20 protein-coding genes and 2 tRNA genes are annotated in these 24,094 nt (G+C 41.3%); 8 read left to right on the forward strand and 14 right to left on the reverse strand.

The window, feature by feature from the left end; all coding sequences use genetic code 11:
* The first annotated feature begins 16 nt into the window (after window positions 1–16).
* From leuC to DWV53_RS02730, 7 genes are all read left to right on the forward strand, one after another.
* Window positions 17–1,411, forward strand: coding sequence for a 3-isopropylmalate dehydratase large subunit (gene leuC / locus DWV53_RS02700; RefSeq protein ID WP_006846820.1), 1,395 nt, complete (start codon window positions 17–19; stop codon window positions 1,409–1,411).
* A gap of 33 nt (window positions 1,412–1,444) precedes the next feature.
* Entirely contained in the window at window positions 1,445–2,035 is a 591-nt protein-coding gene (gene leuD / locus DWV53_RS02705; RefSeq protein WP_006846819.1) for a 3-isopropylmalate dehydratase small subunit, read from the forward strand.
* A 2-nt stretch (window positions 2,036–2,037) separates the two neighbouring features.
* Window positions 2,038–3,636: an alpha-isopropylmalate synthase regulatory domain-containing protein gene (locus DWV53_RS02710; RefSeq protein WP_118080508.1), complete on the forward strand. Its 1,599-nt coding sequence runs from the start codon at window positions 2,038–2,040 to the stop codon at window positions 3,634–3,636.
* A gap of 110 nt (window positions 3,637–3,746) precedes the next feature.
* Entirely contained in the window at window positions 3,747–4,808 is a 1,062-nt protein-coding gene (leuB, locus tag DWV53_RS02715; RefSeq protein ID WP_117693074.1) for a 3-isopropylmalate dehydrogenase, read from the forward strand.
* Between the two features lie 201 nt (window positions 4,809–5,009).
* Window positions 5,010–5,723, forward strand: coding sequence for a tetratricopeptide repeat protein (locus DWV53_RS02720; RefSeq protein ID WP_228114982.1), 714 nt, complete (start codon window positions 5,010–5,012; stop codon window positions 5,721–5,723).
* 47 nt (window positions 5,724–5,770) lie between these two features.
* Window positions 5,771–6,586 carry a metallophosphoesterase family protein gene (locus DWV53_RS02725; RefSeq protein WP_234699054.1) on the forward strand — a complete coding sequence of 272 codons (816 nt, stop codon included), beginning with the start codon at window positions 5,771–5,773 and terminating at the stop codon, window positions 6,584–6,586.
* Window positions 6,567–7,292, forward strand: a complete 726-nt coding sequence (locus tag DWV53_RS02730; protein WP_118151501.1) for a hypothetical protein — start codon at window positions 6,567–6,569, stop codon at window positions 7,290–7,292. Before DWV53_RS02725 ends, DWV53_RS02730 begins: the two co-directional genes overlap by 20 nt.
* On the opposite strand, the gene DWV53_RS02735 is transcribed toward DWV53_RS02730, so the two are convergent.
* From DWV53_RS02735 to DWV53_RS02750, 3 genes are all read right to left on the reverse strand, one after another.
* Complete coding sequence (locus DWV53_RS02735; protein WP_118151503.1) at window positions 7,289–8,452, reverse strand: DegT/DnrJ/EryC1/StrS family aminotransferase; 1,164 nt, start codon at window positions 8,450–8,452, stop codon at window positions 7,289–7,291. The two genes, DWV53_RS02730 and DWV53_RS02735, sit on opposite strands and share 4 nt — an antisense overlap.
* 1,039 nt (window positions 8,453–9,491) lie before the next feature.
* Window positions 9,492–10,121 carry a sugar transferase gene (locus tag DWV53_RS02745; RefSeq protein WP_181992393.1) on the reverse strand — a complete coding sequence of 210 codons (630 nt, stop codon included), beginning with the start codon at window positions 10,119–10,121 and terminating at the stop codon, window positions 9,492–9,494.
* Complete coding sequence (locus tag DWV53_RS02750; protein ID WP_118151507.1) at window positions 10,118–11,221, reverse strand: MraY family glycosyltransferase; 1,104 nt, start codon at window positions 11,219–11,221, stop codon at window positions 10,118–10,120. The genes DWV53_RS02745 and DWV53_RS02750 overlap by 4 nt, the downstream gene beginning before the upstream one ends.
* A gap of 116 nt (window positions 11,222–11,337) precedes the next feature.
* Between DWV53_RS02750 and DWV53_RS02755 the strand changes: the two genes are divergently transcribed.
* A complete protein-coding gene (locus DWV53_RS02755; RefSeq protein ID WP_118151509.1) occupies window positions 11,338–12,900 on the forward strand; it encodes an ATP-binding protein in 1,563 nt (520 codons plus the stop codon).
* A 204-nt stretch (window positions 12,901–13,104) separates the two neighbouring features.
* On the opposite strand, the gene DWV53_RS02760 is transcribed toward DWV53_RS02755, so the two are convergent.
* From DWV53_RS02760 to DWV53_RS02810, 11 genes are all read right to left on the reverse strand, one after another.
* On the reverse strand, window positions 13,105–14,235 hold the full coding sequence (locus DWV53_RS02760) for a glycosyltransferase family 4 protein (RefSeq protein ID WP_118151511.1): 1,131 nt from the start codon (window positions 14,233–14,235) through the stop codon (window positions 13,105–13,107).
* 27 nt (window positions 14,236–14,262) lie between these two features.
* Window positions 14,263–15,369 carry a glycosyltransferase gene (locus DWV53_RS02765; protein WP_181992394.1) on the reverse strand — a complete coding sequence of 369 codons (1,107 nt, stop codon included), beginning with the start codon at window positions 15,367–15,369 and terminating at the stop codon, window positions 14,263–14,265.
* A gap of 14 nt (window positions 15,370–15,383) precedes the next feature.
* Complete coding sequence (locus DWV53_RS02770) at window positions 15,384–16,259, reverse strand: glycosyltransferase family 2 protein (protein ID WP_118151515.1); 876 nt, start codon at window positions 16,257–16,259, stop codon at window positions 15,384–15,386.
* Entirely contained in the window at window positions 16,256–17,167 is a 912-nt protein-coding gene (locus tag DWV53_RS02775) for a glycosyltransferase (protein WP_118151517.1), read from the reverse strand. Before DWV53_RS02775 ends, DWV53_RS02770 begins: the two co-directional genes overlap by 4 nt.
* Complete coding sequence (locus tag DWV53_RS02780) at window positions 17,164–18,363, reverse strand: O-antigen polymerase (protein ID WP_118151519.1); 1,200 nt, start codon at window positions 18,361–18,363, stop codon at window positions 17,164–17,166. The genes DWV53_RS02775 and DWV53_RS02780 overlap by 4 nt, the downstream gene beginning before the upstream one ends.
* Window positions 18,357–19,634 carry an oligosaccharide flippase family protein gene (locus DWV53_RS02785; protein ID WP_118151521.1) on the reverse strand — a complete coding sequence of 426 codons (1,278 nt, stop codon included), beginning with the start codon at window positions 19,632–19,634 and terminating at the stop codon, window positions 18,357–18,359. Before DWV53_RS02785 ends, DWV53_RS02780 begins: the two co-directional genes overlap by 7 nt.
* The gene (locus tag DWV53_RS02790; RefSeq protein ID WP_147468725.1) at window positions 19,615–20,679 is read right to left on the reverse strand and encodes a Wzz/FepE/Etk N-terminal domain-containing protein; all 1,065 of its coding nucleotides are present in this window, start codon (window positions 20,677–20,679) and stop codon (window positions 19,615–19,617) included. Before DWV53_RS02790 ends, DWV53_RS02785 begins: the two co-directional genes overlap by 20 nt.
* A 78-nt stretch (window positions 20,680–20,757) precedes the next feature.
* On the reverse strand, window positions 20,758–20,982 hold the full coding sequence (locus DWV53_RS02795; protein WP_147468726.1) for a DUF2188 domain-containing protein: 225 nt from the start codon (window positions 20,980–20,982) through the stop codon (window positions 20,758–20,760).
* Window positions 20,983–21,081: 99 nt separating this feature from the next.
* On the reverse strand, window positions 21,082–23,685 hold the full coding sequence (locus DWV53_RS02800) for an SLBB domain-containing protein (protein ID WP_118151527.1): 2,604 nt from the start codon (window positions 23,683–23,685) through the stop codon (window positions 21,082–21,084).
* A gap of 129 nt (window positions 23,686–23,814) precedes the next feature.
* Window positions 23,815–23,885, reverse strand: a tRNA-Gly gene (locus DWV53_RS02805).
* A gap of 32 nt (window positions 23,886–23,917) precedes the next feature.
* A tRNA-Thr gene (locus DWV53_RS02810) sits at window positions 23,918–23,990 on the reverse strand.
* Window positions 23,991–24,094 lie beyond the last annotated feature (104 nt).

The raw sequence follows: 24,094 nt of genomic DNA on the forward strand, positions 1-24,094 counted from the left end.
TATAACAAGAGATATTATGAATACATTATTCGACAAGATTTGGGACAAGCACGTTGTCCAGATTGTTCCGGACGGTCCTACACAGCTTTACATCGACCGTCTCTACTGTCACGAAGTAACTTCACCTCAGGCATTCGCTGGTATGCGAGCACGCGGACTCAAGATGTTCCGTCCAGACCAGATTTTCTGTATGCCTGACCACAATACTCCTACTCACGATCAGGATAAACCAATCGAGGATCCTATCTCAAAGAAGCAGGTAGATACCTTGGCAAAGAATACCGCTGATTTCGGTGTTACTCACTTTGCCATGAACACAAAGGATAATGGTATCATCCACGTAGTAGGTCCTGAGAAGGGTCTTTCTCTTCCTGGTATGACTATCGTTTGCGGTGACTCTCATACTTCTACTCATGGTGCAATGGGTGCCGTTGCTTTCGGTATCGGTACTTCTGAGGTGGAGATGGTGATGGCTTCACAATGTATTCTCCAGAGCAAGCCAAAGTCTATGCGTATCAGCATCAACGGTAAGCTCAGCAAGGGCGTTACTGCCAAGGACGTTGCTCTCTATCTGATGAGCCAGCTCACTACTTCAGGTGCTACCGGTTACTTCGTTGAGTACAGTGGCGATGTAGTGAAGGATATGTCTATGGAAGGTCGTCTCACCCTCTGCAACCTCTCTATCGAGATGGGTGCCCGTGGTGGTTTCGTTGCTCCTGATGAGACAACATTCGAGTACATCAAGGGTCGTGAATATGCACCTAAGGGTGAAGAGTGGGACAAGGCTGTGGCTTACTGGAAGACCTTGAAGAGTGGTGATGATGCAGTCTTCGACAAAGAGTTGACTTTCGAGGCAAAGGATATCGAACCACGTATCACTTATGGTACCAACCCAGGTATGGGTATCGGCATTACCGGGAATATCCCAACTCTCGATGAGATTCCTGAGGAAGAGCAGGCTGGTTTCAAGAAGAGCCTCAACTACATGGGCTTCCAGCCAGGCGAGAAACTCGAGGGTCATCCTATCGATTATGTATTCTTGGGCGCATGTACCAATGGTCGTATTGAAGACTTCCGTGCTTTCGCTTCTCTTGTTAAAGGAAAGAAGAAGGCAGACGGTGTAACTGCTTGGCTTGTACCAGGTTCTTGGTTGGTTGATAAACAAATACGTGAAGAGGGAATTGATAAGATTGTTGAGGCTGCCGGCTTCGAAATCCGTCAGCCTGGATGCTCTGCCTGCCTGGCAATGAACGATGATAAGATTCCTGCAGGCAAGTACTCTGTAAGTACATCCAACCGTAACTTCGAGGGTCGTCAGGGACCTGGTTCCCGCACCATCCTTGCCAGTCCATACGTAGCAGCTGCTGCCGCTATTACAGGTAAGATTACCGACCCAAGAGAGTTTATGTAATGTTAAGTGTTCAATGTTAAATGTTAAATTGAAATGAAACAGAAATTCAATGTAATTACATCAAGTTGCATTCCTCTTCCTTTGGAGAATGTAGATACAGACCAGATCATCCCAGCCCGTTTCCTCAAGGCCATCGATAAAGAGGGCATGGGCGACAACCTCTTCCGCGACTGGCGTTATAATGCCGACGGAACTCCAAAGCCAGACTTCGTGATGAACGACCCTTCCTACAGTGGCGTCATCCTCGTAGCAGGCAAGAACTTCGGTTCTGGTTCTTCCCGTGAGCACGCTGCCTGGGCTATCGCAGGTGCAGGCTTCCGTGTTGTTATCAGTTCTTTCTTTGCTGATATCCACAAGAACAACGAGTTGAACAACCTCGTATTGCCAGTAGTAGTAAGCGAGGAATTCCTGAAAGAACTCTTCGAGAGCATCGACAAGGATCACAAGACAGAGGTGAAGGTAGATCTTCCTAACCAGACCGTGACCAATCTTGCTACCGGCAAGAGCGAGCACTTTGAAATCAACGGCTACAAGAAACACTGTTTGGAGAATGGTTTGGACGATGTAGACTTCCTCGTTCAGAACCGCGACAAGGTTGAGGCTTGGGAAGCTAAAAACAAGTAATTATGAACGTTAACGCAAAGAGAGATAATTCCCGCATCAAGGAGATTGAGATCATGGACTGCACGCTGCGCGACGGCGAGCAGACCAATGGTGTCAGTTTCCTTCCTCACGAGAAGTTGATGATAGCAAGAATGCTGTTGCACGACATCAATGTAGATCGCATTGAGGTGGCTTCAGCGCGTGTGTCAGAAGGTGAAAAGGATGCTGTCGCTCGAATTTGCCGTTATGCCAAGACAATAGGTAAACTGGATTCCGTTGAGGTATTGGGATTCGTGGATAACAACAAGAGTGTGGATTGGATTGCTGAATGCGGCGGTCATGTCATCAACCTCTTGGCTAAGGGTAGCTACAAGCACTGCACCCAGCAACTCAAAATGTCGCCTGAGGAGCATCTCGCTCATATCAAGCAGACCATCGACTATGCTTTGAGCAAGGGATTCACCGTGAATCTCTACTTGGAGGACTGGTCGAGTGGTATGCGTGACAGTCGTGACTATCTCTTCATGATGATGGATGAGTTGGTAAAACTGCCTATCAAGCGCTTCCTTCTTCCTGATACGTTGGGTATTCTGAACCCATTGCAGTGTGTGGAGTATATGCGCCAGATGGTGCGCCGTTATCCGAACTCTCACTTCGACTTCCATGCCCATAACGACTACGATCTGGCTGTGAGCAACTCGCTGGCTGCCGTATTGAGCGGTGCCAAGGGTCTTCATGTTACCGTGAATGGTCTGGGTGAACGTTGTGGCAATGCACCATTGGCAAGTGTTCAAGTGATTCTGAAAGACATGTTCGAGGCAAAGACCAATATTAAGGAAGACCGTCTGAACGATATTTCCCGATTGGTTGAAGGATATAGTGGCATTGCCGTGGCTCCGAATACTCCGGTAGTAGGAGACAACGTCTTTACCCAGGTAGCTGGTGTGCATGCCGATGGTGACAACAAGGACAAGCTTTATTGCAACGACCTGGTACCTGAGCGTTTCGGCAGACATCGTGAGTATGCATTGGGCAAGAACTCTGGTAAGGCGAATATCGTGCAGAACCTCAATGAACTGGGATTGGAACTGACGCCTGAGCAGACCAAGGCGGTGACCAAGCGAATCACAGAACTCGGTGACCGCAAGGAACTGGTAACCCAGGACGACCTGCCATACATCGTGAGTGATGTGTTGAAGCATGGAGCTCCAGAGGATAAGGTGAAACTGGTAAGTTACATGGTATCAACCTCATACGGTTTGAAGCCTATCGCCAGCGTGAAGGTAGAAATAGAGGGTAAGGAGTATGAAGACCGTAGCTCCGGTGATGGTCAGTATGATGCTTTCGTAAAAGCCCTCCGCAATATCTACAAGGTGAAGTTAGGCAAGACTTTCCCTAAGCTCGACAACTATCAGGTAACCATCCCACCTGGTGGTCGTACCGATGCCCTCGTTCAGACCGTCATTACCTGGCGTGAAGGTGACCGTATCTGGCGCACCCGAGGCTTGGATGCTGACCAGACAGAAGCAGCTATCAAGGCAACGCTGAAGATGATTAATATGTACGAGGCAGATAAAAGCGACGAACAGGCTGTATCGCCTCGAAATCTGGATATGGAATAATATCTCCGAAGATTACGAAAATATCTCCGAAGATTATGAAAATATCTCCGAAGATTACAGAATTATCTCCGAAGGTTATAAACAATAAAATAATTAAAAAATCAAATAAGATGAAATTAAACATTGCAGTTCTCGCCGGTGATGGTATCGGACCAGAGATTATGAAGCAGGGCGTAGCAGTTATGCAGGCCATTGCAGAGAAGTTCAACCACGAGTTTACTTACAACGAGGCTATCTGCGGCGCTCACGCTATCGATGAGGTAGGTGATCCATTCCCAGAGGAGACCTTCAAGACTTGTATGGATGCTGATGCTGTGCTCTTCGCAGCCGTTGGCGACCCACGTTTCGACAACAACCCTACAGCCAAGGTTCGTCCTGAGCAGGGCTTGCTCGCTATGCGTAAGAAGTTGGGCCTCTTCGCCAATGTTCGCCCAGTAGCTACATTCGATTGCCTGCTCCACAAGTCACCATTGAAGGATGAACTCCTGAAGGGTGCTGACTTCGTAGTTATCCGCGAGTTAACTGGCGGTATGTACTTCGGTGAGAAGTATCAGGATAACGATAAGGCATACGATACTGATATCTATACCCGTCCTGAGATTGAGCGCATCCTGAAGGTAGCTTTCGAGTTTGCCATGAAGCGCAACAAGCACTTGACAGTAGTAGATAAGGCAAACGTATTGGCATCTTCTCGTCTCTGGCGTCAGATTGCCAAGGAGATGGAGCCACAGTATCCTGAGGTAAACACCGATTATATGTTCATCGACAACGCTTCTATGCGCGTATTGACTGAGCCTACATTCTTCGATGTTATCGTTACAGAGAATACCTTCGGCGATATCCTGACCGATGAGACTTCTTGCATCACCGGTTCTATGGGCTTGCAGCCATCCAGCTCTCTCGGTGAGCACACACCATTGTTCGAGCCTGTTCATGGTTCATGGCCACAGGCAGCTGGCAAGAACCTGGCTAACCCAGTAGCTCAGATTCTTTCTGCAGCTATGTTGTTGGAGCACTTCGGTTTGAACGAGGAGGGTGCCTTGATCCGCAAGGCTGTAGATGCTTCTCTCGATGCCAATGTCCGCACACCTGAAATTCAGGTTGAGGGTGGTGCTCACTATGGCACAACTGAGGTTGGCGCATGGATCGTTAACTGGATTAAGAATGCTTAATCTGTAAATGGATTTTTCGGCGCTGGGTGAATTTTCTATCCAGATGCTTTATAGATAAAAGCCTTAAGAGGAGTGTTTCTTTCTCTTAAGGCTTTCTTGTTGATTGTCCTGTCTTTCTGAAATTTAGTTCTTTTTGTAAACTCAAATAAGTTTTATAGTTTTTTATTTGGCAGTTTGCAAAAGTCTTCTTAACTTTGCACCATGAAAAGTTTTTATACATTATTATTGGCATCGATGGTTTCTTTGTCTGTATCTGCGCAGAACGTAGATGCCGACAAGGCACGTGCTGCTCAGAATAAAACCTTGCGCGATTCACTCTCCAAGGCTACAGAAGTGCTTGCATATCATCCCGACAGTATCGATCTGCGACTGAAAAAGGCTGCTTGGAATATCCAGTTGGAACAGTGGCAATATGCCAAGGATGATCTTGATAAGGTACTCTTTCTGAACAATACCAATATCGCCGGTTTGTTCTATCGTGCCTTTGTCAATGAGAAGTTGCTCCGTTATAACTTTGCGCGTTTAGATTATCAGAATCTTCTAGTACTTGTTCCTGGCAACTTCCAGGCGCAACTCGGTCTGGCTTTGCTCAATGAGAAAGATAAGCATTATACCGAGGCTTACGATGGCATTAACAGTCTGATAGAGCAATACCCTGACAGTGCGATGGCTTATGCTGCAAGAGGTGGCATGGAGAAGGAGAGGGGTATGCTTGAGCTGGCAGAGTTTGATTACGCCAAGGCGATGGAGTTGGATGCCGGTAATGAGGATTTTGCTTTCAATCATGTAGACATCCTGATTCTGCTTGGAAGAAAGGATGAAGCCTATCGTGATTTGAAGAAACTGCTCGATGCCGGTTGCCAGCCAGGCAGGTTGCAAGGTTTCTATGCAAGGTTGAAAAAGAAGAAAAAGTAGTATTTAAGAGTTATAAAAAAGAGTTTTTAAAGATAAATAAGACAAGAATGCATAAAATTATTCCCTATATCCTGGCTGCCTGTTGTCTCTGTATGGTGGCATCCTGCGATACCGTCTTCGATGTTCATCCGTATGATGTGCAAATCGACGGCGATAGAAATCTGAATGTTACCAATATTCAGAAGATTGAGGCTGCAGTAAAGTCGAAAGATACAATCCGTTTTGCTATGATCAGCGATTCGCACCAGTGGTTGGATGATTTGAAGAGTGAGGTTAATGATATCAATCGTCGCAGTGATTCCCTCGATTTCGTGATTCATTGTGGAGACCTTACCGACTTTGGTGCTACCCGTGAGTTTCAGTGGACCCGTGACCATCTTCAGAAGTTGAAGATACCTTTCGTGGCTCTGCTGGGTAATCATGACTGTTTGGGAACAGGTAACCAGGCTTATGAGAAAATCTTTGGTAATCCGGATTTCAGTTTCATCGCCGGTAAGGTAAAGTTTGTCTGTCTCAATACCAATGCCATAGAGTTTGACTATTCCCGCCCTGTACCTAATTTCGATTTCATGGAAGAGCAGGTTAAGGCAGATGCAGATGACTTTTCGCGTACCATTGTCTGTATGCATGCTGCCCCTTATTCAGAGCAGTTTAATAATAATGTGGCTAAGGTCTTCAATTTTTATACGCATCAGTTCCCAGGTTTGATGTGCTGCCTTTACGGTCATGGTCATCATACCGAGCAAAATGACATTTATGGCGATGGCATCATCTATTATCAGGTGGCCAATGCCGCTAAGCATCAATACTATATATTCACCATTACTCCAAAAGGTTATCGTTATGAAATTATTGAGTTTTAAGCATATATTCATTCTGGGAGCTTTGCTTGCTGCAGGTTCTGTACAGGCTCATGCTGCCGATGAGGTTACCGGGAAAAGTGAGGAGTTGGAACTGACGGATACTATCGTTCATGATACGCTGGTGTTGGCGGATGGCAAACTGACCCGATATGACCGCCGCATTATGCGCTACCGTAAGCATTGGAATTTGCTGATACCTACTAGTGGTATCATTCAGACCTGTGGCAATATGGGTATCATTTCGCTGGGTATCGGATGGGAATATGGTAAGCGCCGCCAGTGGGAAACGCAGCTCTTGTTTGGCTACATCCCGAAGTTCAGTTCTGACGATGAGAAGTTAACCATGACGCTCAAGGAAAATTTCATTCCTTGGCGTCGCAATATCGGTAAGGGCTGGTGGTTTGAACCGCTGGAGTGCAGCCTGTATTTCAATACGGTGTTCGGACATGATTTCTGGACCAAGCAGCCTACCAAGTATGAAAGCGGCTACTATCCGTTCTCTACCAGAGTCCGTCCTAATATCGCCTTGGGTGAACGTTTTAAGTATGATATTCCGCACAATAAACGTAAGCGTATCAAGAGTATTACGTTCTTCTATGAGTTGGGTACAACGGATATCTACTTTATGCGTTTCTACCGTAATGGCAATGCCGGTTTCTGGGATGTCTTCGGCCTCTCTATCGGTGCCAAAGTGCAGTACCTTTAAACCAAGAACTGGTTGATGAGTTTGCTTACTCTGATGATATCTTCATCGTTGAGCGATGAGTTGCAAGGCAGACTCAGTTCTTCGTCAGCTATTCTCTTGGCTACCGGAAATTCCAGATGATTCATTTCCGGATAACATGGCTGCAGATAGGGTGGGCGGAAGTAATGAATCTTTGTGCCGACCCCATTCTCTGCCAGAAATGCTTTCAGTTGGTCTCGTTTCCGGGTAAGGAAAGGGAAGACGTGGAAAACATTTTCATGAGCAGGAGAGATGAGTTTCGCAGCGATGCATCTGTCCTTGATGCTGTCATCCAGATGCTCCAGGTATAGCTGTACCTGTCTGTATCTCGCTTTCTGTTCGTTCTCAGGATATTGCAGTTTCACATTCAGTACTGCAGCCTGAATCTCATCCATGCGCGAGTTGACGCCCTGGTATCTGAAGATGCCGTCTTCTATCTTTCCATATTCGTGTAGTGACATGATGGCTTCCGCCAATTCCCTGTTATTGGTAGTTACAGCTCCCGCATCTCCCAATGCTCCCAGATTCTTGCTAGGATAAAAACTGTGAGCGGCAGCATCCGAAAGATTTCCGGTATATCTTCTTTTCGATGGTTTTTCAGAAGAATCAGATAGAGTAGTGGAGCATCCGAATCCCTGTGCATTGTCTTCAAAAAGCAAGAGATGATGCTTCTTGCAGATTTCAGCAATCTTCGGAGTCCATGCCAGTTTACCATAAAGATGAACAATCATGATGGCTTTGGTCTTCGGTGTGATTCGGGCTTCTATCAGTTGGTCATCTATCTGTAATGTATCGATATTGGCATCCACCAATACAGGTGTCAGTCCTACGCTGCTGATGGCAAGTACGGTAGCGAAATAAGTGTTGGCAGGCACAATCACTTCATCACCTTTCTGCAACTTTCCGATAGCCAGTTCGCCCATCAGCATCAGTTTGAGCGCATCCGTCCCGTTAGCGCAGCTGATGCAGTATTTAGTACCGATAAACTGTGCATACGATTTCTCAAACTTCTTTACGGCTTCGCCTTGCAGATACCATCCGCTGTTGACCACCTTGTTGATAGCATCCTTTATCTCCTTCTCGTAAGGCTCATTGATAGCCTTCAGGTCGAGATAAGGAATCTTCTTTACTTCTGTTTCCATTGTTTCTTCTGTGATGATTTATACAAGTGATAAGACTTGTTTCTATAAATAAAAACGGATGTTTTGCGGTATTTATTATATGGGGAGGTATAAAAAAGACAAGAGCAGCTATCTTCTCAGACAACTGCTCTACATTCAATAGGTATTAGTTTTCTTTAAGGTAAAAAGATTGTATTCAGGATAACGTTTGCAAAGGTACTAAAAAAAACTGAAATAAAAAAATAAAATGGCAACAAATTTACCATCAACTTAAAAAAAAGTTTTAAAAACCCTTTGCGGAGTCTTTTCTATTTGTATGAGAAAACAGATTCTTATATAAATATTGCCAAATAAAAAGCTGTGAAATGGAAAAACTGTCACGAAACCGTCTTTTTCCCTTTCACAGCGTTCGATGTCTAAAATATTTTGATTTGTACGGTTGAAATTACCCAACTGAGCCCTTTGGCCTGTTTCAACCATACAGTTCGCACCAATTTCTTCTGTAACTTTCGAGAATTGGATATATTTTTCAGCCTTTTATCGTTTAAAAGAATCTAAAAATCAATAATTGTCGTTTACGAGTTCCCACTGTGGGAACTCTCATTTATTTTATTTTTTGTATCTTTGCACCGTGTGACACAGATTAGAACCTTATTACCTACTTTAGAGACGCCTCGACAAAAACAGTAATGTACGGATCTCTACTTCCGAAAGCCAACGGAGGCGGAGACAGGAGAGTTTATGCCCATAGCAAGAGAGCTATACAGCGCATTCTCAGCTCAGTGTTCATGGTGACACGGTGACAGGGTGACACGAGTTTTTCAACTTTTCGCCTCGCACGCGGGTAGGCAGGAAAAATCAGGCCGAAAGTTCCTGCCTGCCCGCGCGAGAGTAAATCTTCAGAATTCCCTGTCACCTCTGTCACCCTGTCACCCAGAAGTCGGTTGTTTCCGAGACGGAAATCAAAGACTTACGATGCAAAAGTCAGTTACTTACGATATGAAAGTCAGGGATTTATGATGCAAAAGTCAGTAGCTTACGATGTATAAGTAGCTATTCATTAAAATATTTTGCCAAACATGATATTCGTCATAGTTTTGAATAGAATCTTGGCATCAAACCACCAGGATCTGTGTTCCAGGTAGTAGAGGTCAAGACTCAGTCTTCTCAACATCTTTGGCATCGTATCCGTATATCCGTTATACAGGGTGGCATAAGAAGTAGCACCCGGTCGGATCTGATACAGATAAGTATAGCGAGGATCATGCTTGATGATTTGGTCGATGTAGTATTTCCGTTCCGGGCGGGGACCGACTAATGACATATCGCCTTTTACGATGTTCCACAATTGAGGAAGTTCGTCCAAATGGTGAGCCCTAATGAATTTTCCTACACGTGTGAGTCGAGTGTCGCCTTCAATCTCTAGTAGATTTGGACCATCTTTTTCTGCATCAGCCTTCATCGATCTGAACTTATAGATGTTGAAAGGTTTCCCGTGCAAACCTATACGTTCTTGCTTGTAGATGATTGGTAATCCGTCTTCCCATTTGATAGCTAGGGAGATAATGACAAATAGGGGAGAAGATAGAACGAGACAAGGTACAGAAACAAGAATATCTGTAGAACGTTTTACGAAACGCTCCATTCTGTTGTTTCTATTCTTTATTTCTGTTTTGTTTTGTATGGTCATTTCTCTACTTTTTTCTTTAGTTTGATTTTTTGATTGATACCGATGTGTAACATCGTATAGAGGGCTATATCGATAAGTAAGATACCTGTTAAACCTACATTCATATTGCCAAGTATTACGTTGGTGCTAACGAAAGTTAGGGCTAGTAGGATGATAAAAAATAACGTATAGTGTTGGTTATATCCCATAGCCAATATCTTGTGATGTATATGGCTTTTGTCTGCATCAAAGATTGGTTTTCTGTTTCTGATGCGATGTAACACTACTCGTACGACATCAAAAGTAGGTATGATGAGCAGACTGTATGCTATCAGTACGCGTTTTGGAGACATTGGCATAATATTGGGATTTACGGCAATTGCTTTGACAAATAGGAATGCCAAGAAGAATCCCAACGTTAAGCTGCCCGAATCACCCATGAATATCTTGGTTCCTTTTTCTACTTTCCCCCACATATTATAATATAGGTATACTGTCAGTACGCCAACCAAACCTGCAATCATTACTTCATAAGCAATCAGGTTGTATGGTATGAAACAATAGAAGAAACCAAGCAGAGCAATGATGGAGAGACTTGTTGCCAAACCATCAATGCCGTCTATCAGATTGAGTGCATTATCTATGAATACAAATGTAAAGATTGTGAGAGGAATCCCAATACTCGAAGGTATCTCGTAAATACCAAACAAACCATAGAGGTCATTAATCTGGAGCCCACATATAGGCATGATGCTGGCAGCGAGAATTTGAGCGGCAAATTTCACTTTAGCATTAAGACCGATTAAATCGTCAATGATTCCTACAGAGTAGATAATCGACAGACTCAAGATAAAACCTACGCTCCACATACTGAGAGAGATTTTGTCTTGAATATTATTTGTAGCTATGATAAGCAATACAGCCACAGCTGAAATCATCATGCTTGGTATGAATGCAATGCCACCCAATCGTGGTATAGGTGCGCTATGCACTTTTCTTAGGGTTGGTATATCATACAACTTTTTCTTCTTGCAGAATTTCAGCACTGATGGAATGAAAAATGCACCACATGTCATGCTCAGTATGAATGCTCCTATGATTGGTAATATTTCAGTTAACATATTTATATCTTCATTTTATTATATAAACTGAAAAGGTACGTGAATATTGTATAAAACATAAAAATTGTTTGGCAGTTTCATATAAAAGGAGTATATTTGCAGAAAAATGAGACAATATGACGCAACTGAATAGAAAATTGCCTTTAGGCATACAGGATTTTGAAGAGATGCGTAGAGATCATTATATCTATGCTGATAAGACTGATATGGTTTGGAAACTGGCTAATGGTACTAAATACAATTACCTGAGCCGTCCACGCCGTTTCGGTAAGTCTCTTTTGTGCTCTACCCTTAAGTGTTATTTTGAGGGTAGAAAGGAACTCTTTGAAGGTCTCAAAATTATGGAACTTGAATCGGAGTGGGTAAAACGTCCTGTAATCTATTTCAGTATGAGTTTGGGTGGTTCTTCTGCACAGACGCTTACAGAATATTTGAACAATGTATTGTCTTCATACGAGAAGATATATGGCAGAAATCCGGATGAGCAGTCTTTAGGTAATCGCTTAAATGGTATTATTCAGAGAGCATACGAACAGGCGGGAGTACAGATAGCCATTATAGTAGATGAGTATGATGTTCCTTTGCAGCATACCTATGAAACCAATCATCATGATGCATGCCGTGAGATATATCGTAACTTCTTTACAGGGTTAAAAGACTATGGTTACTGCATCAAGTGCGTCTTTATTACAGGCATCACTAAGTTTACTCAGATAAGTTTGTTTAGTATGCTTAATACATTAACTAATGTCAGTTTTAGAAATGGGTATGCAACAATATGTGGTTTGACTAAAGATGAAATTCAGTTCTATTTTTCAGAACAGCTATCTGAATTGGCAGATAACTATGCTATCACGAAGAGTGCCCTTATGGATACAATGAGTTCTATCTATGATGGCTATCATTTCTCTCGTAGTCTCGTCGGTGTTTACAATCCTTTTAGTGTCTGTAATGCCTTGGCTAATCTGCGTCTAAATTCTTATTGGATAGCTTCTGGTTCCAACGAAATGTTGCTCAAGGTCTTGCGTAAATTCATCAACGAGATTCCTGAGCTGGACAATTGTTTGATTGATTCTGACTATTTGGAAATGAGTGATGTCAATATGAATGATCCAAAACTCTTCCTTTATCAGTCCGGTTATCTTACAATCAAAAAGGTAGTAGGTAGCAGCTATATGTTAGGTTATCCTAACCGAGAAGTCCGAAATGCGATGTTTGGTATGATTCTTCCGATAATGTTGCATAAGGAGTCTTCGCAAGTAAGCAATGCTATTCAAGAATTAAAGATATCGATGCTAGCTGCTAATATTGATAGGAGTATGCTTTGTCTTAAGCAGTTGGTTGCTGGCACTCCTTACAGTATCCAAAAGAAGGAAAACTTTGTTTTTGAGGAGCATTTCCGTTTTATTCTGAAAAATATTTTCTATCTCTGTGGCTTTAAGGTCTCAGAGGAACAGCAGATGTCTGCAGGTAGAATAGATTTGGTGGTTGAAACTTCAGAAAATATCTACATTTTAGAGCTTAAGATGTCTGATAATGGTGGTGTAGTTTCTGCCTCACATCAAATCTCTTCTCGTCATTATGCTGATGCCTATGCTGCATCTTCTAAACCCGTTATCTCTTTAGCCCTCGAGTTTGACAGGCAAAGTAGAGGGCTGATGGATTGGAAGATGCTTTAAAGGAGTATAGTGAAGTAAAATTCTTATAGGTAGAAATAATGAATTATTTTTGAGCTAATTTTCTGGTAAGAATGTGTATCCTGAGACAGATTGAAGTCAGATATTGGCTATATTTGATAGATTTATCAGACTTCATTCTGTCTCAGGCCACACTTACAACTGCAAAGGTAAGCTAATATTATCAATTATCATTTACATTGGCGATTAATTATTTGTCATGAGGGTTTCATTCTGATGAATAATCTTTGTATATTTAGCTATTACTCTTTGGACATCAAATAGGTTTTCGGCTTTTTTACGGCTCTCATCCGAAAAGTCCTGTTTCTCTTGTGGAGAGAGGTGTAGGTATCTTAACATAGCTTCCGCTAATGCGTCAGCATTGCGGGCAGGTACAAGAAAGCCATTTTTGCCTTCAACCACAGCTTCACGACAGCCTGGTATATCAGATGTAATAATAGGCTTGCCTGATGCGCACGCTTCCATTAGGGCACGATTCATACCTTCGCTATATGACGGCACAGTAATAACAATGCCTTTTCGTTGAAATACCTTGTCCATATCGTGTGTGAAACCGATATATTTTACTATTCCATCTTCTTCGTCTTTACGAAGGCGCTCTTCAGGTACGCTTTTCGGATATTTGGGGTCAAGAGAGCCTAATAACTCAAAGTTCACATTAGGATATAAAACTTTTACCTTGCGGGCTGCTTTCGTAAACTCATCATAACCCTTATCCCACAAAATTCTGCCGATAAACAAAAATGTTGTATCATTAGAGGCATTGTTATATTTCTTATAGTTGTCTATGTTGATGCCTTCACCGCCTTCTAAAAAAACTATTTTTTTAGGGGCACATAAATGCTTTTGTTCAATTAGCCGGCGATTATAGTCATTAAGCACTATTATATGTTCTGCAAATGAAAGTCCAAATTGATAGAATGCTCTTGCTGCACGTAGTATGATACTGTCATTTATGAAAATATATCCTAACCCAGCCATCATAGCAGTAGAGCGGCATCCTGCTAGTCTTGCGGCAATTGATCCATATATGTTTGGCTTGATGGTATATGTAAAAATGTAATCTGGTTGTTCTTTGCGGAAAATATGAAGCATCGTACGAAAATATTTCATGTCCTTTATTGGGTTCAGAGATGTGCGCTCCATTTTGATTGGAATGTAATGCACACCATCGGGAATGGTAGTTCTCATTTGTTTGTCTTCTTTTTCTGGAGCGACAAGTACAACTTCATGTCCTTTGTTTTTGAGATATTTTATAACTTCGCCTCGAAAATTTACCAATCCCCATAAGGTATTATCGCAAAATATAATTTTCATAATTTAATCTTCTTTAAAATAGATTTGTTATTTATTTTTCTTTTGTTTTAGCAACTGATTGTAGAAATTTACATATTGAGCTGCCATGTTCTTGATGTCAAATTTACTAGCCTGTTTTTGGCATCTTATTCCAATGTCTTTGAGCATTTTCTTATCGTTATAAAACTGCAATATTTTTACTGCAAGCTCATGCTCGTCGTTTGGAGAAAATAAAAGTTGTTTGTTACCAACAACTTCGGCAAGTCCAGGAACATTTGATGCAATGACTGGTTTGGCGTATGCCATACCTTCCGCTGCAGCCAAGCCAAAACCTTCCCAGTGTGATGCCATTACGCCTAAGTCTGCTATACTCCATAGTTGTGCAATATCTTCTCGCATACCTAAAAAATGAGTTCGTTCAGATACACCTTCTTTCTCAACTAATTGGCGACAGACTTCTTCACGTTTCCCATATCCGGCAAATAGTACATGAATGTTGTCTGGTAGCAATTTCAGGGCGCGAATTAAGCAGTCTTGATTCTTTTGCGTAGAGAAACGTGCAACTTGTAATAATACGAAGTTGGTATCTGACAATCCGCTAACAATGTCTTTGCGCTGAATATTCAAGTTTTTTTGACTGCTTATAGATGGTAATCGAACGCCATTTTCAATGACCTTGATAGTGACTTTATGGGGTGTACGTTTGCGCATAAAATCGGCTGTTGCTTCCGAAATACAGATAATACCATCATACAAGCCATATATACATTTGTCAATTTGTGTAGTGAGCCAATACTTTGCACGTGTATTTGATGTATTGTGCTCTGTAGTTACTAGTATTCCTTTTTTGATGCCACAATGAGCTAGTGCAGCCCAGTATTGTGATGGAAACAAATGGGAGTGTACAACATCTGCATCTTTTATTAGTTGGTGGAGTTTGGCTATGAGGCAAATATTATACGCTTCATGTTTATGGTTGAGGGCAATCACTTCAATCCCACTTTGCTTCAGCTGCTTTTCAAAATAGCTGTTTGACGAATATAGTAGGATAACTTTTACGTCATGCCTCATTTGTTTGATTTCCGGCAAAGTTTCTACTAATAGTCTCTCCGCTCCTCCTATTTCAAGAGCGTTTATTATATGAATAATATTCATTTCTCGTTTTCTAATTATTTGATGATTTTTAAGTCCATTATATGAATAATATATCCGAAAGGTTTGATGATTTTTGACCATCGAGGTATTTTGAACAAATTGTCATATACTTCTTCTGACTTATGACAGGCATGAAAACGCCAAAAGTTGAGCCATGAACGCAACTTGATCTTAAAGGGTACAGAACTATTTGCAAGTTCAGAATAACACAAGCAAGTTCCTTTCCAACTATTCATTCTAATCTTGGTGATTTTTGCGGAGAGGCCATCAGTCAAGTATTCACACAAGTATACATTTTTATTAAAATAATGTGTCTTGTATTTTCTAGCTATACGATTAAACAGTAATGCTTCTGGGCAAAATCGCTCATCATCAAATTCAGGAAATGGATATTTCTTAATAACGGTTGTACGTATAGCTTCTGCTGCATCGCCTTTAATATGATATTTATATCTAAAATCAAGAGCAGAACAATCGATTTCTTTGAAATTTAAATTGCCTCCAACTCGTTCTCCATTTTTATAAAATCTCATGCCACAGAGTACAGCAATATCTTTGTTGTCACTAATTTTTTTTGATTCTTTTATGATATTTTCTATACTGTGTTCTGGTAATTGGTCATCGCTGTCAACAATGAAGAACCATTCACCCAAAGCTTTTTGTGCCCCAAAGTTTATAGCAACATGTTTGCCATGATTTTGAGTTTTAAAATAGTGAATGGGAAACAAATCAGAATTAAATCTATGGCATAGTTCCTCTGTATTGTCCGTAGAGCCATCATCAACAATAATCCATTCAAAATCTTGACAAGTCTGCTTTCGCAGGCTTTCATACAGCGCACCTAAGGTATAGGCGCGATTATATGTTGGTGTAAATATTGATATTTTCATACAAATTTTCTTAATAAAACTTTTATTGCCAATATAGAAGTTCGTCCATATAATTTATAGCCTTTTGCAAGTACATGAAAGAATCTTCGTATACGGCATTCTTTTTCAAAACGGAAATAGTCGGAAAATATTTTCTTGTTGTCATCAGAAATATACGTTTCATACTTTTGATACAAACTTTTTAATGCCTGATAGTGTTTGTGAGACATAACTGTTTTGTCCCTATCAAAGAATGAATTGTATCTGTCTGACAGTTTCTTAGCAGTAGGTCCAGTGACTGTAGATTGGTGTCTGCGATATAGCATCAGCCTCTTGTTGAGATAAGATAATTCTCCTAGGGCAGCAGCACAAACTGTCAATACATGATCATGCATTGCTACTATGTCTGGTGCATTTTTACAAATGTCTCGCAGAGCTGCGTTAAACATTAGAGCACAACCCTGTATGCCACAGTTTAGGAACAATACATCTTTTAGTTTTTGGGGAAAGCAAAGAGTAGCATAGCCGCTAATATCTGATGTTTCCGGTATATATACATAAGAATTAGAATATACAGCCTGTGGTATTGTATTATCTTTTGCTTCAATGAATCTAAGCATCAGTTCTAGTTTGTTCTCTAGCCAGATGTCATCTTGGTCGCAGAAAATACAGAATGGAGCTTTTGAAAATTTTAGAAGGTGCATGAAATTGAGCCCACTTTCATGAAATCTTATCCCATCCATTATGATACAGATACGGCTGTCAGTTGTAGCTATGCTTTGTATAATTTTCATAGTCTCATCTGTTGAACCATCGTCATGAATATATAATTTCCAGTTTGCAAAAGTTTGATTTTGCAGGGACTGAATCTGTGGTATAATATATGATGCTCCATTGTATGTAGCCATCAATATGTCTATTTTATTCATTTGTTTTTAATTTTGTAAGTTATTGTATTGATATTTTTTGAACCAAGTAAAAATGGCAATAAAGCAAAAAACATGTATTGTAATGTAATTGACATGTTTGTAAAAATTAATTCGGCAAAAAAACCTAATAATATGTATGTCAAGAATATTGCATATAAAATGAGTTCATACTTACCACCAGTTTTACATTTTTTATATAAATATCCATAAAACAGTCCATATATAATTGAGCCAATCAAGACTCCTATAATACCAAAATCTGTATAAAATGGATATAAACACGTATATGTGTTAGTCGTGTCTGGAATACTAACAAATTCTAGGATGGTGTCCGAAGGTGCACTGGTAAGTCCTATCACATGTCCTATCGCATAGAATATTCTAAACGTATATTCTCCAAAAAAAATAGAAGAACATGGGAGTGCATAATAGTCAAATGCCACCATACTGCTTGATAAATATAGGGCTAGGAAATTAGTCGTTTCTGTATCGTCTAAATCGTGACGCAAATTCTGAATAAGAAAACTAAAACCTATGAATACAATCATTCCATATGCCATATGTCGCAACTTTATATATTTTTTGACAAAGCATAAATAGAGGGAAGAAAATAATATGCTAAGAACAGCTATTTTTGCCATAGTGACCATTGCAATCAAAATATTGAGAAGGATAATGACAACTTTTATTGTTTTACTTTTGAAGTAAAGAAGACCGAAAAATATCATTACGTATGCCAATGTTATTGTATATGTCAATATTCCGAGCTTGGGCATTTCTATATCTTCACTCTGTCCAGTGTTCATTACTCTCATATATCTAAATAAATTTTCTGGTTCTTCTGTAAATGCTTGATGTACAATGATGCCACAATAAATAGGAACACAAATACAAACGATGATTGTATATATGTTAAGTACTGTCATATTAGGCTTCCTTAAACAAGAAATCATGGATGCATTAGTCGTAAAAAAGTCGCCAATTATTGATGAAATAAAGAAACCTATTAACCAAATTGATAATACAAATGGAAAATTCCCTTTTATAGGGTAGAAGGTATTTGGCAAAAAATAGTATATAAGTATCGCAATTGCCCAAACCCCAGGTGCAGCTACATATGGAGAAAACATATCTTTGGATGTATACCATCCAATACATGTCATCAAAATCGCTAAAATTAATACTGCTATTAACATAATTTAAAAAACTTTTTATAGTTATATATCATTAAGATAGCCACGGCAACTTCTGTTGTTGTTACAACAATACTAGCGCCAACGGCTTGAAGGGAAGGTATGAAAATTAACATCATGCAAATTGATGCAATCGCTGCTATGAAATATACATCACGAAAACGATGGCTAGTGTGCTCGTTCCCTAGAGCTATTAGCCCCATTTGCCCATAAACACCTCCAACTCCAATAGCAAATGGAGTAAGTGCGAAAATTTTCAAATAGATATCAAGACCGGAGTAGTCTTCACCAAGTACTGATGGTAGCCAAATACTACTAGTCCAGATTGCTACTCCAACAATTGCCATGACCATTAATACAAGTATGCGTACTTGTCCAAATAAGCGGCGTGCCTCACTGCAATTCTTTGCAGATACAGAACTGATCTTTGGAAAGAATACCTGGTTGAGTGGGGTGTAAACAAGAAAGCACACTGCTCGCATGATACGCTCTGCCGAAGAGTATTTGCCAATGATATCAGTTGTACAATAGAAGCCGAGTACAACAACGATTAGTTGTGTATATATGCTTGTTGAAGCCGATGAGAGAAATAGCGGAAAACTAGTATGTAGCTCACTTTGTATCCCAGTCCATATTGGTGGCACCCAATTTATAAGTCGTTTGTATATTATATATACATTAGAAATAATTGCAGTAAACAGAAATACTGCAGCTTGAAGAAATGCTGCTAGTACATAGTCATTAGGACTCTTCACGAAAATAAATATGAGTGGCAGAAGGGTAACCTTAGATATTGTGTTTATAATAGAAAATAAACGTATTTTACCTATTCCTTGAAAAAACCACATAAATGTAAATACCGAGCCTAGTAGCATTGGAAATGTAGCGATGATTGCTCTAGAGTAGAATTGAAAAGTGGGTACAGCGACAAGCAAAGTACCAAGTATAACTGCTGAAACAGTTAACAATACTGATTTGGCTGCAATTACATTCCAAAAAACACGACTCCGTTCAACATAGTCATCTTTTACCATTGCTATATGTTTGGTTGCACTGAGATTAAATCCAAAATCAACAATGATAATCAGGTATTGTATAACAGACAGAGCAAATCCAACATAACCATAACCTGTGGCACCGAGTTTTATCATGAGATATGGCATCACAAAAATAGGAAGTAGCTGGTTGATACCTTGTAACATCATAAGATATAAGGTATCAACCAGTTCCTTGCGGTTTGTTGAAATTTGTTGTTTAATTTTTATTGGTTGCATGTCCCATTTTTTGATTGTATATATCTTTGACCATAAAGAACGAAAAACTACAGAAAAAGGCTAAAAACGACATTAGAGCCATTGTCATCATTCGTTTCGGTCCAGATGGCTTAGATGGTATAGCTGCAGGTTGTATCGTAACGAATATTGGAGTTCGTTCTTGTAGTTTTGCCTGAGCAAGTTGCATCTGTTGTACTGATTGTTGATACATGTTGTATGCCATTTGCATCTCATTCTCTAATCGGTCTCTAACCTGTGTAAAAGACATGAGACCAATGTCTTCATTGGCATCGCAATAAGCTGAGTACTTTTGTTGTGCTTTAATATATTGAGCTTTTGACTCTGCAACGATCTTTCTTGTGTACTCTACGTCTTTACGAGATTTGTTTGTACGATACTGTGTGATGTATATTTGCAATCTTTTGCGGATCAAATCTGCAATTTGTGCAGAAACATCTGCATCAAGAGTTGTTACGCTTACAGAAATCATATCTGTTTTCTTATCCACACTGCAAAAAAACGAGCCAAATAGAGCATCAACAATAGTCTGTTGCTGTCTGGATATATGTGTAGGATTTATATTTGGGTTTATAATTTCCTTCTTTGAATAGAATAATTTGCCCCACCATGGTTTAATCTGACAATTTTCAAAATACTCAAAGATGCTTATCTTCTTATGAAGGCGAGATACGGTTATTTCTTGTTTGAGCAATTCGGTAAGGAATATAGTAGAGCCTAATACTTTTGGATAAAATTCAGGGTAGATAGCATCTTCTGTTGAACCTGTATTCATTTTTATTCCAGCAATTGCTGCTATTGACCCAAGATTTCCTGATACCGAATTTGCTGATGATTCAGGCAAGAGTATTGTATCTGATTTCCACGTTCTTGGCAGACTGAAAATGTATATGCCAGTCAGTATCATCACACTAAAGGTAAATATTAGGATCGCTAAAAGTTTCTTTTTTAGTAAAGAAACCAGATGAACGAGATTAGCGGATGCTTGATCTGCTGTTTTATAACTATATTCTGTATTTTCACTCATTTTTCTATCTACTTTTATTTTTCTATGCAAAAGTACAACGATTACCCAGATTCTCCGAGTTTTTGGCAAAAAACTATTTTAGAATCTCGGCTTGCCTTTCTTTAAGATTTCTACATTAACTCTATAGCCATATTCGGATGGTTCATCAAGTTCATTAGACTCGTATTCGCGCTGGAGAAATTCTATTGCTTGTGCAATAGCTTCTTTTCTTGTATCACCATGCGTACTGCAAGAGCTTGATGGCCTGTCGTTGCCCATCATCATCATTTCTAATCTAGCATTTATTAATGTATTTAAGTCCATTTTCTTTATTTTTATGTTATTTCTTGTAAAATTACAACTTTTCTTCGAATCTTTGAAATGAGGACATTTGGTAAGAGTTTCAGTGCCGTCATACTTCACTTACTTACTCATATTAGCAATCGTAGCAATCATGGCGGCGATACTGCTCATGCTGCTTCCCATACTCATCATTTCGGCGGTACTCATCTTGCGCTTCAGCTTAGTTGGGATGACAATCTCGCTGCCTGGTTGCACTTTGGCACCATGCGAGAGCTTGGCTACCTTACCATTCATGTAGATGATGTATGCCTTGCTCTTTAATGCATCTGAGGCAAAACCACCTGCCTGGTCGATGTAGTAGCTTGGCTTCTTGCCCTTTTCGTAGGCTACCGTATTGGCAAGCATTACGGCACCATTGATCTTTACCGTACCATTGTACTGAGGAATGACCAGACGGTCACCCTCGCGCAAGATGATGTCGGCATCACTGCCTGGATTCGCCAATGCCTCAGGAAGGTCGATACCTACAGGGTATTCGCTAGGTACATTGAACTTCTCTATGTTGGTACGCTCTACATCCTTAGAGGTCTGCGAGATGGCACTGGCATTGTTGCTGCTGGCGGCAAGCTGCAGAAGGTTCTTCTGCATCTCTTCGCGCTGCATCTTCAATACTGCCTCCATGCGCTGCTTCTCTTGTTCGTTGGCTTTGCGGATGATGCGGGCTCCCTTGAGATATGCCTGGTCGGTAGCTCCACCTGCCTTCTTGAAGAGTTCACTCAGGCGGGCGTTGCGACGGTCTAATGTATAGAGACCGGCAAACATCACTTCACCGGTAATCGATACGTTCTGCTGCTCTACATAAGCCGGACTCTGACGGATCATTACTTCATCAAATGGCATCAGCTTGAAACCTGGGGTGCCGTCGATAACGAAGCCGTCTTTAAGAGATAGGGTGTAGGTCTTGGCGATAACACTGTCTGGACGTAAAGCCTTGGCATCCATTACTCTACGGCTTACCATTACATTAACGGTTGAAGCTTTGTCGGTCAAGCCGCCTGCTTGAAGGACGAAGTCTTCGAGGGTCTCATTGTCGGCATATTGATAGACGCCTGGATACTGCACTTCGCCACGGATGGTGAGGGTGCGCTCTACAATCTTTTCCTGTCGGGTAGGGATGAAGAGAACATCGTTTTCCTTCAATGGAATATCTGGAGTCTTGCCGTTCATGATGCCGGCGATGTCTACACTTACTACTTCGAGTGAGCGGTCTGGCTTCATGCGGTGCATTACGGCACGGTTAGTGAATGCCTCCTCAGTCAATCCTTCGGCATGCTCTACCAGGGTGCGTACGCTGTTGATCTGCTCGCCCAGATTGTACATGCCCGGACGGAATACGGCTCCTTTCACCTCTACGGTGTTGGCGTAGCGTGGCAGGATGCTGTCTACACTGATTGAGTCGCCGTCATCGATACGGAAACTGGAGAAGTCGAACTCTTCTATATTATATACGGCACGTTCTCTGCCGGTCTTGCGGTTCAGTCTTACTGATTTCTTGTAAGCATCGCCTGTAAAACCGCCGGAATACTTCAGAAGGGAATTGACACTCTCGTTCTTCTTCATTTCGTAAATCATCGGGCGCTTTACCTTTCCGGCGATGGTTACGAGACAATCGTATGGACCTACTACGATAACATCGTTGTCGGCAAGGCGGACATTACCCGTCAGCTTGCCGTTCAGAATATAGTCGTAGATATCAACAACCGTTACCAGTTTGTTGTGTCTGTATACCTTGATGTTTCGCAATGTACCCAGATCGTTGGTTCCACCAGCCATGTAGAGTGCATGGAATACGGTAGCGAAGGCTGAGAGGGTATAGGTGCCCGGAATCTTAACCTCGCCCATTACGTTTACCATGATGGTCTTGGTCTGTCCTACAGTGAGTTTGATGCGGCTTGAACGGTATCTGCTGCCCACAGTATTGCGCAGGCGGGCATTAGCCTGAGCTACGGTTAAGCCTGAAACGCTGACCGGTCCATAACCCTCGATGGTTACTTCACCATCTGGCGAAACGGTGCTCTCGATGGTTTTCTGAGAGGCGCCATAGATATCTATGATGACGGCATCGCCAGGCCCCAGACGATAGTTCTGTGGGGTAGCGATGTTCATATTTGGCTCGAAACTGAGGTCTTTGTTATTGAAGATATCACGGCCGAAAACCTTACTGCGCTTCTGGTTGAGCTCAGCCTGCAGCTGTTTTACCATGGTAGCTGTATCGGGTACCATGGCGTTCATTTCCTTGTTGAAATCTTCATAATCTGGGTTGGTTTCATCATAAGATGAGTTGTAGCTGTCGTTCTGCTTGCTCTGGATGCGATAATTGCTATAGGTTGAAGCCTGCTTCTCTTTGTCCTTGTCCTGGTAATCTTCTCTTTGCTTACCATTGTTGGTCCGCATTCTCTTGTTGCCTGCATTTCCTGCAGCGGTTGTGCTGTAGAGCTCGTTCTGCTGCGACATCTTCTGATACTTATTGCGTACACGTCGAATCTGGGAGATGTCTACGCCCTTCTGCATCAGTTTGGTAACAATCTGCGAATTGGCTGTGCCACGCTCATGTTCTTTCACCACAAAGCTCATGACCTGATCATCGGTCATGTGAGAACTCTGTGCGAAAAGTGGTCCTGAAGACAGGACGAGCGCCAGTACAAGTATGATATGTTTCTTCATTATTGTTCTATTATCTTAGTTATATTTATGTAATAACTCGAAAAAAGTGATTTTGTTGCTATAGAAGGCTGAAAAGATGTTAATAAAAACAAGAAACCCAGGGTTCAACCCTGGGTTACTGATGTTCTGAGCGAGATACGGGAGTCGAACCCGCCTCACAGGCTTGGGAAGCCCGTGCACTACCGATGTGCTAATCTCGCGAAGGAAAATACTAACTCCTTTCACAAGAAAGAGCCACGAGCGGGACTCGAACCCGCGACCCACGCATTACGAATGCGTTGCTCTACCAACTGAGCCATCATGGCTTTTTGCCCGAAAGCAGATGCAAAGGTAATGAATATTTTTTGAAATAAGAAATTATTGCCTAAACTTTTCTTGTGGTTAACTCTTATTAACTAAAGTTAGTTGG

This window comes from Segatella copri (genome assembly GCF_003465495.1).
In the GTDB taxonomy this organism is placed as follows: Bacteria; Bacteroidota; Bacteroidia; order Bacteroidales; family Bacteroidaceae; genus Prevotella; species Prevotella copri_G.

Bases quoted from the DNA above. Each gene is read 5' to 3' on its own strand.
- leuC (WP_006846820.1), top strand. From the start codon at position 17: ATGAATACATTATTCGACAAGATTTGGGACAAGCACGTTGTCCAGATT.
- DWV53_RS02780 (WP_118151519.1), bottom strand. From the start codon at position 18,363: ATGTTAATAGCAGTATTAATTTTAGCGATTTTGATGACATGTATTGGA.
- DWV53_RS02745 (WP_181992393.1), bottom strand. From the start codon at position 10,121: ATGACCATACAAAACAAAACAGAAATAAAGAATAGAAACAACAGAATG.
- DWV53_RS02720 (WP_228114982.1), top strand. From the start codon at position 5,010: ATGAAAAGTTTTTATACATTATTATTGGCATCGATGGTTTCTTTGTCT.
- DWV53_RS02775 (WP_118151517.1), bottom strand. From the start codon at position 17,167: ATGAATAAAATAGACATATTGATGGCTACATACAATGGAGCATCATAT.
- DWV53_RS02730 (WP_118151501.1), top strand. From the start codon at position 6,567: ATGAAATTATTGAGTTTTAAGCATATATTCATTCTGGGAGCTTTGCTT.
- DWV53_RS02710 (WP_118080508.1), top strand. From the start codon at position 2,038: ATGAACGTTAACGCAAAGAGAGATAATTCCCGCATCAAGGAGATTGAG.
- DWV53_RS02750 (WP_118151507.1), bottom strand. From the start codon at position 11,221: ATGTTAACTGAAATATTACCAATCATAGGAGCATTCATACTGAGCATG.
- leuD (WP_006846819.1), top strand. From the start codon at position 1,445: ATGAAACAGAAATTCAATGTAATTACATCAAGTTGCATTCCTCTTCCT.
- DWV53_RS02735 (WP_118151503.1), bottom strand. From the start codon at position 8,452: ATGGAAACAGAAGTAAAGAAGATTCCTTATCTCGACCTGAAGGCTATC.
- DWV53_RS02800 (WP_118151527.1), bottom strand. From the start codon at position 23,685: ATGAAGAAACATATCATACTTGTACTGGCGCTCGTCCTGTCTTCAGGA.
- DWV53_RS02725 (WP_234699054.1), top strand. From the start codon at position 5,771: ATGCATAAAATTATTCCCTATATCCTGGCTGCCTGTTGTCTCTGTATG.
- DWV53_RS02760 (WP_118151511.1), bottom strand. From the start codon at position 14,235: ATGAAAATTATATTTTGCGATAATACCTTATGGGGATTGGTAAATTTT.
- DWV53_RS02765 (WP_181992394.1), bottom strand. From the start codon at position 15,369: ATGAATATTATTCATATAATAAACGCTCTTGAAATAGGAGGAGCGGAG.
- DWV53_RS02795 (WP_147468726.1), bottom strand. From the start codon at position 20,982: ATGGACTTAAATACATTAATAAATGCTAGATTAGAAATGATGATGATG.
- DWV53_RS02770 (WP_118151515.1), bottom strand. From the start codon at position 16,259: ATGAAAATATCAATATTTACACCAACATATAATCGCGCCTATACCTTA.
- DWV53_RS02755 (WP_118151509.1), top strand. From the start codon at position 11,338: ATGACGCAACTGAATAGAAAATTGCCTTTAGGCATACAGGATTTTGAA.
- leuB (WP_117693074.1), top strand. From the start codon at position 3,747: ATGAAATTAAACATTGCAGTTCTCGCCGGTGATGGTATCGGACCAGAG.
- DWV53_RS02785 (WP_118151521.1), bottom strand. From the start codon at position 19,634: ATGCAACCAATAAAAATTAAACAACAAATTTCAACAAACCGCAAGGAA.
- DWV53_RS02790 (WP_147468725.1), bottom strand. From the start codon at position 20,679: ATGAGTGAAAATACAGAATATAGTTATAAAACAGCAGATCAAGCATCC.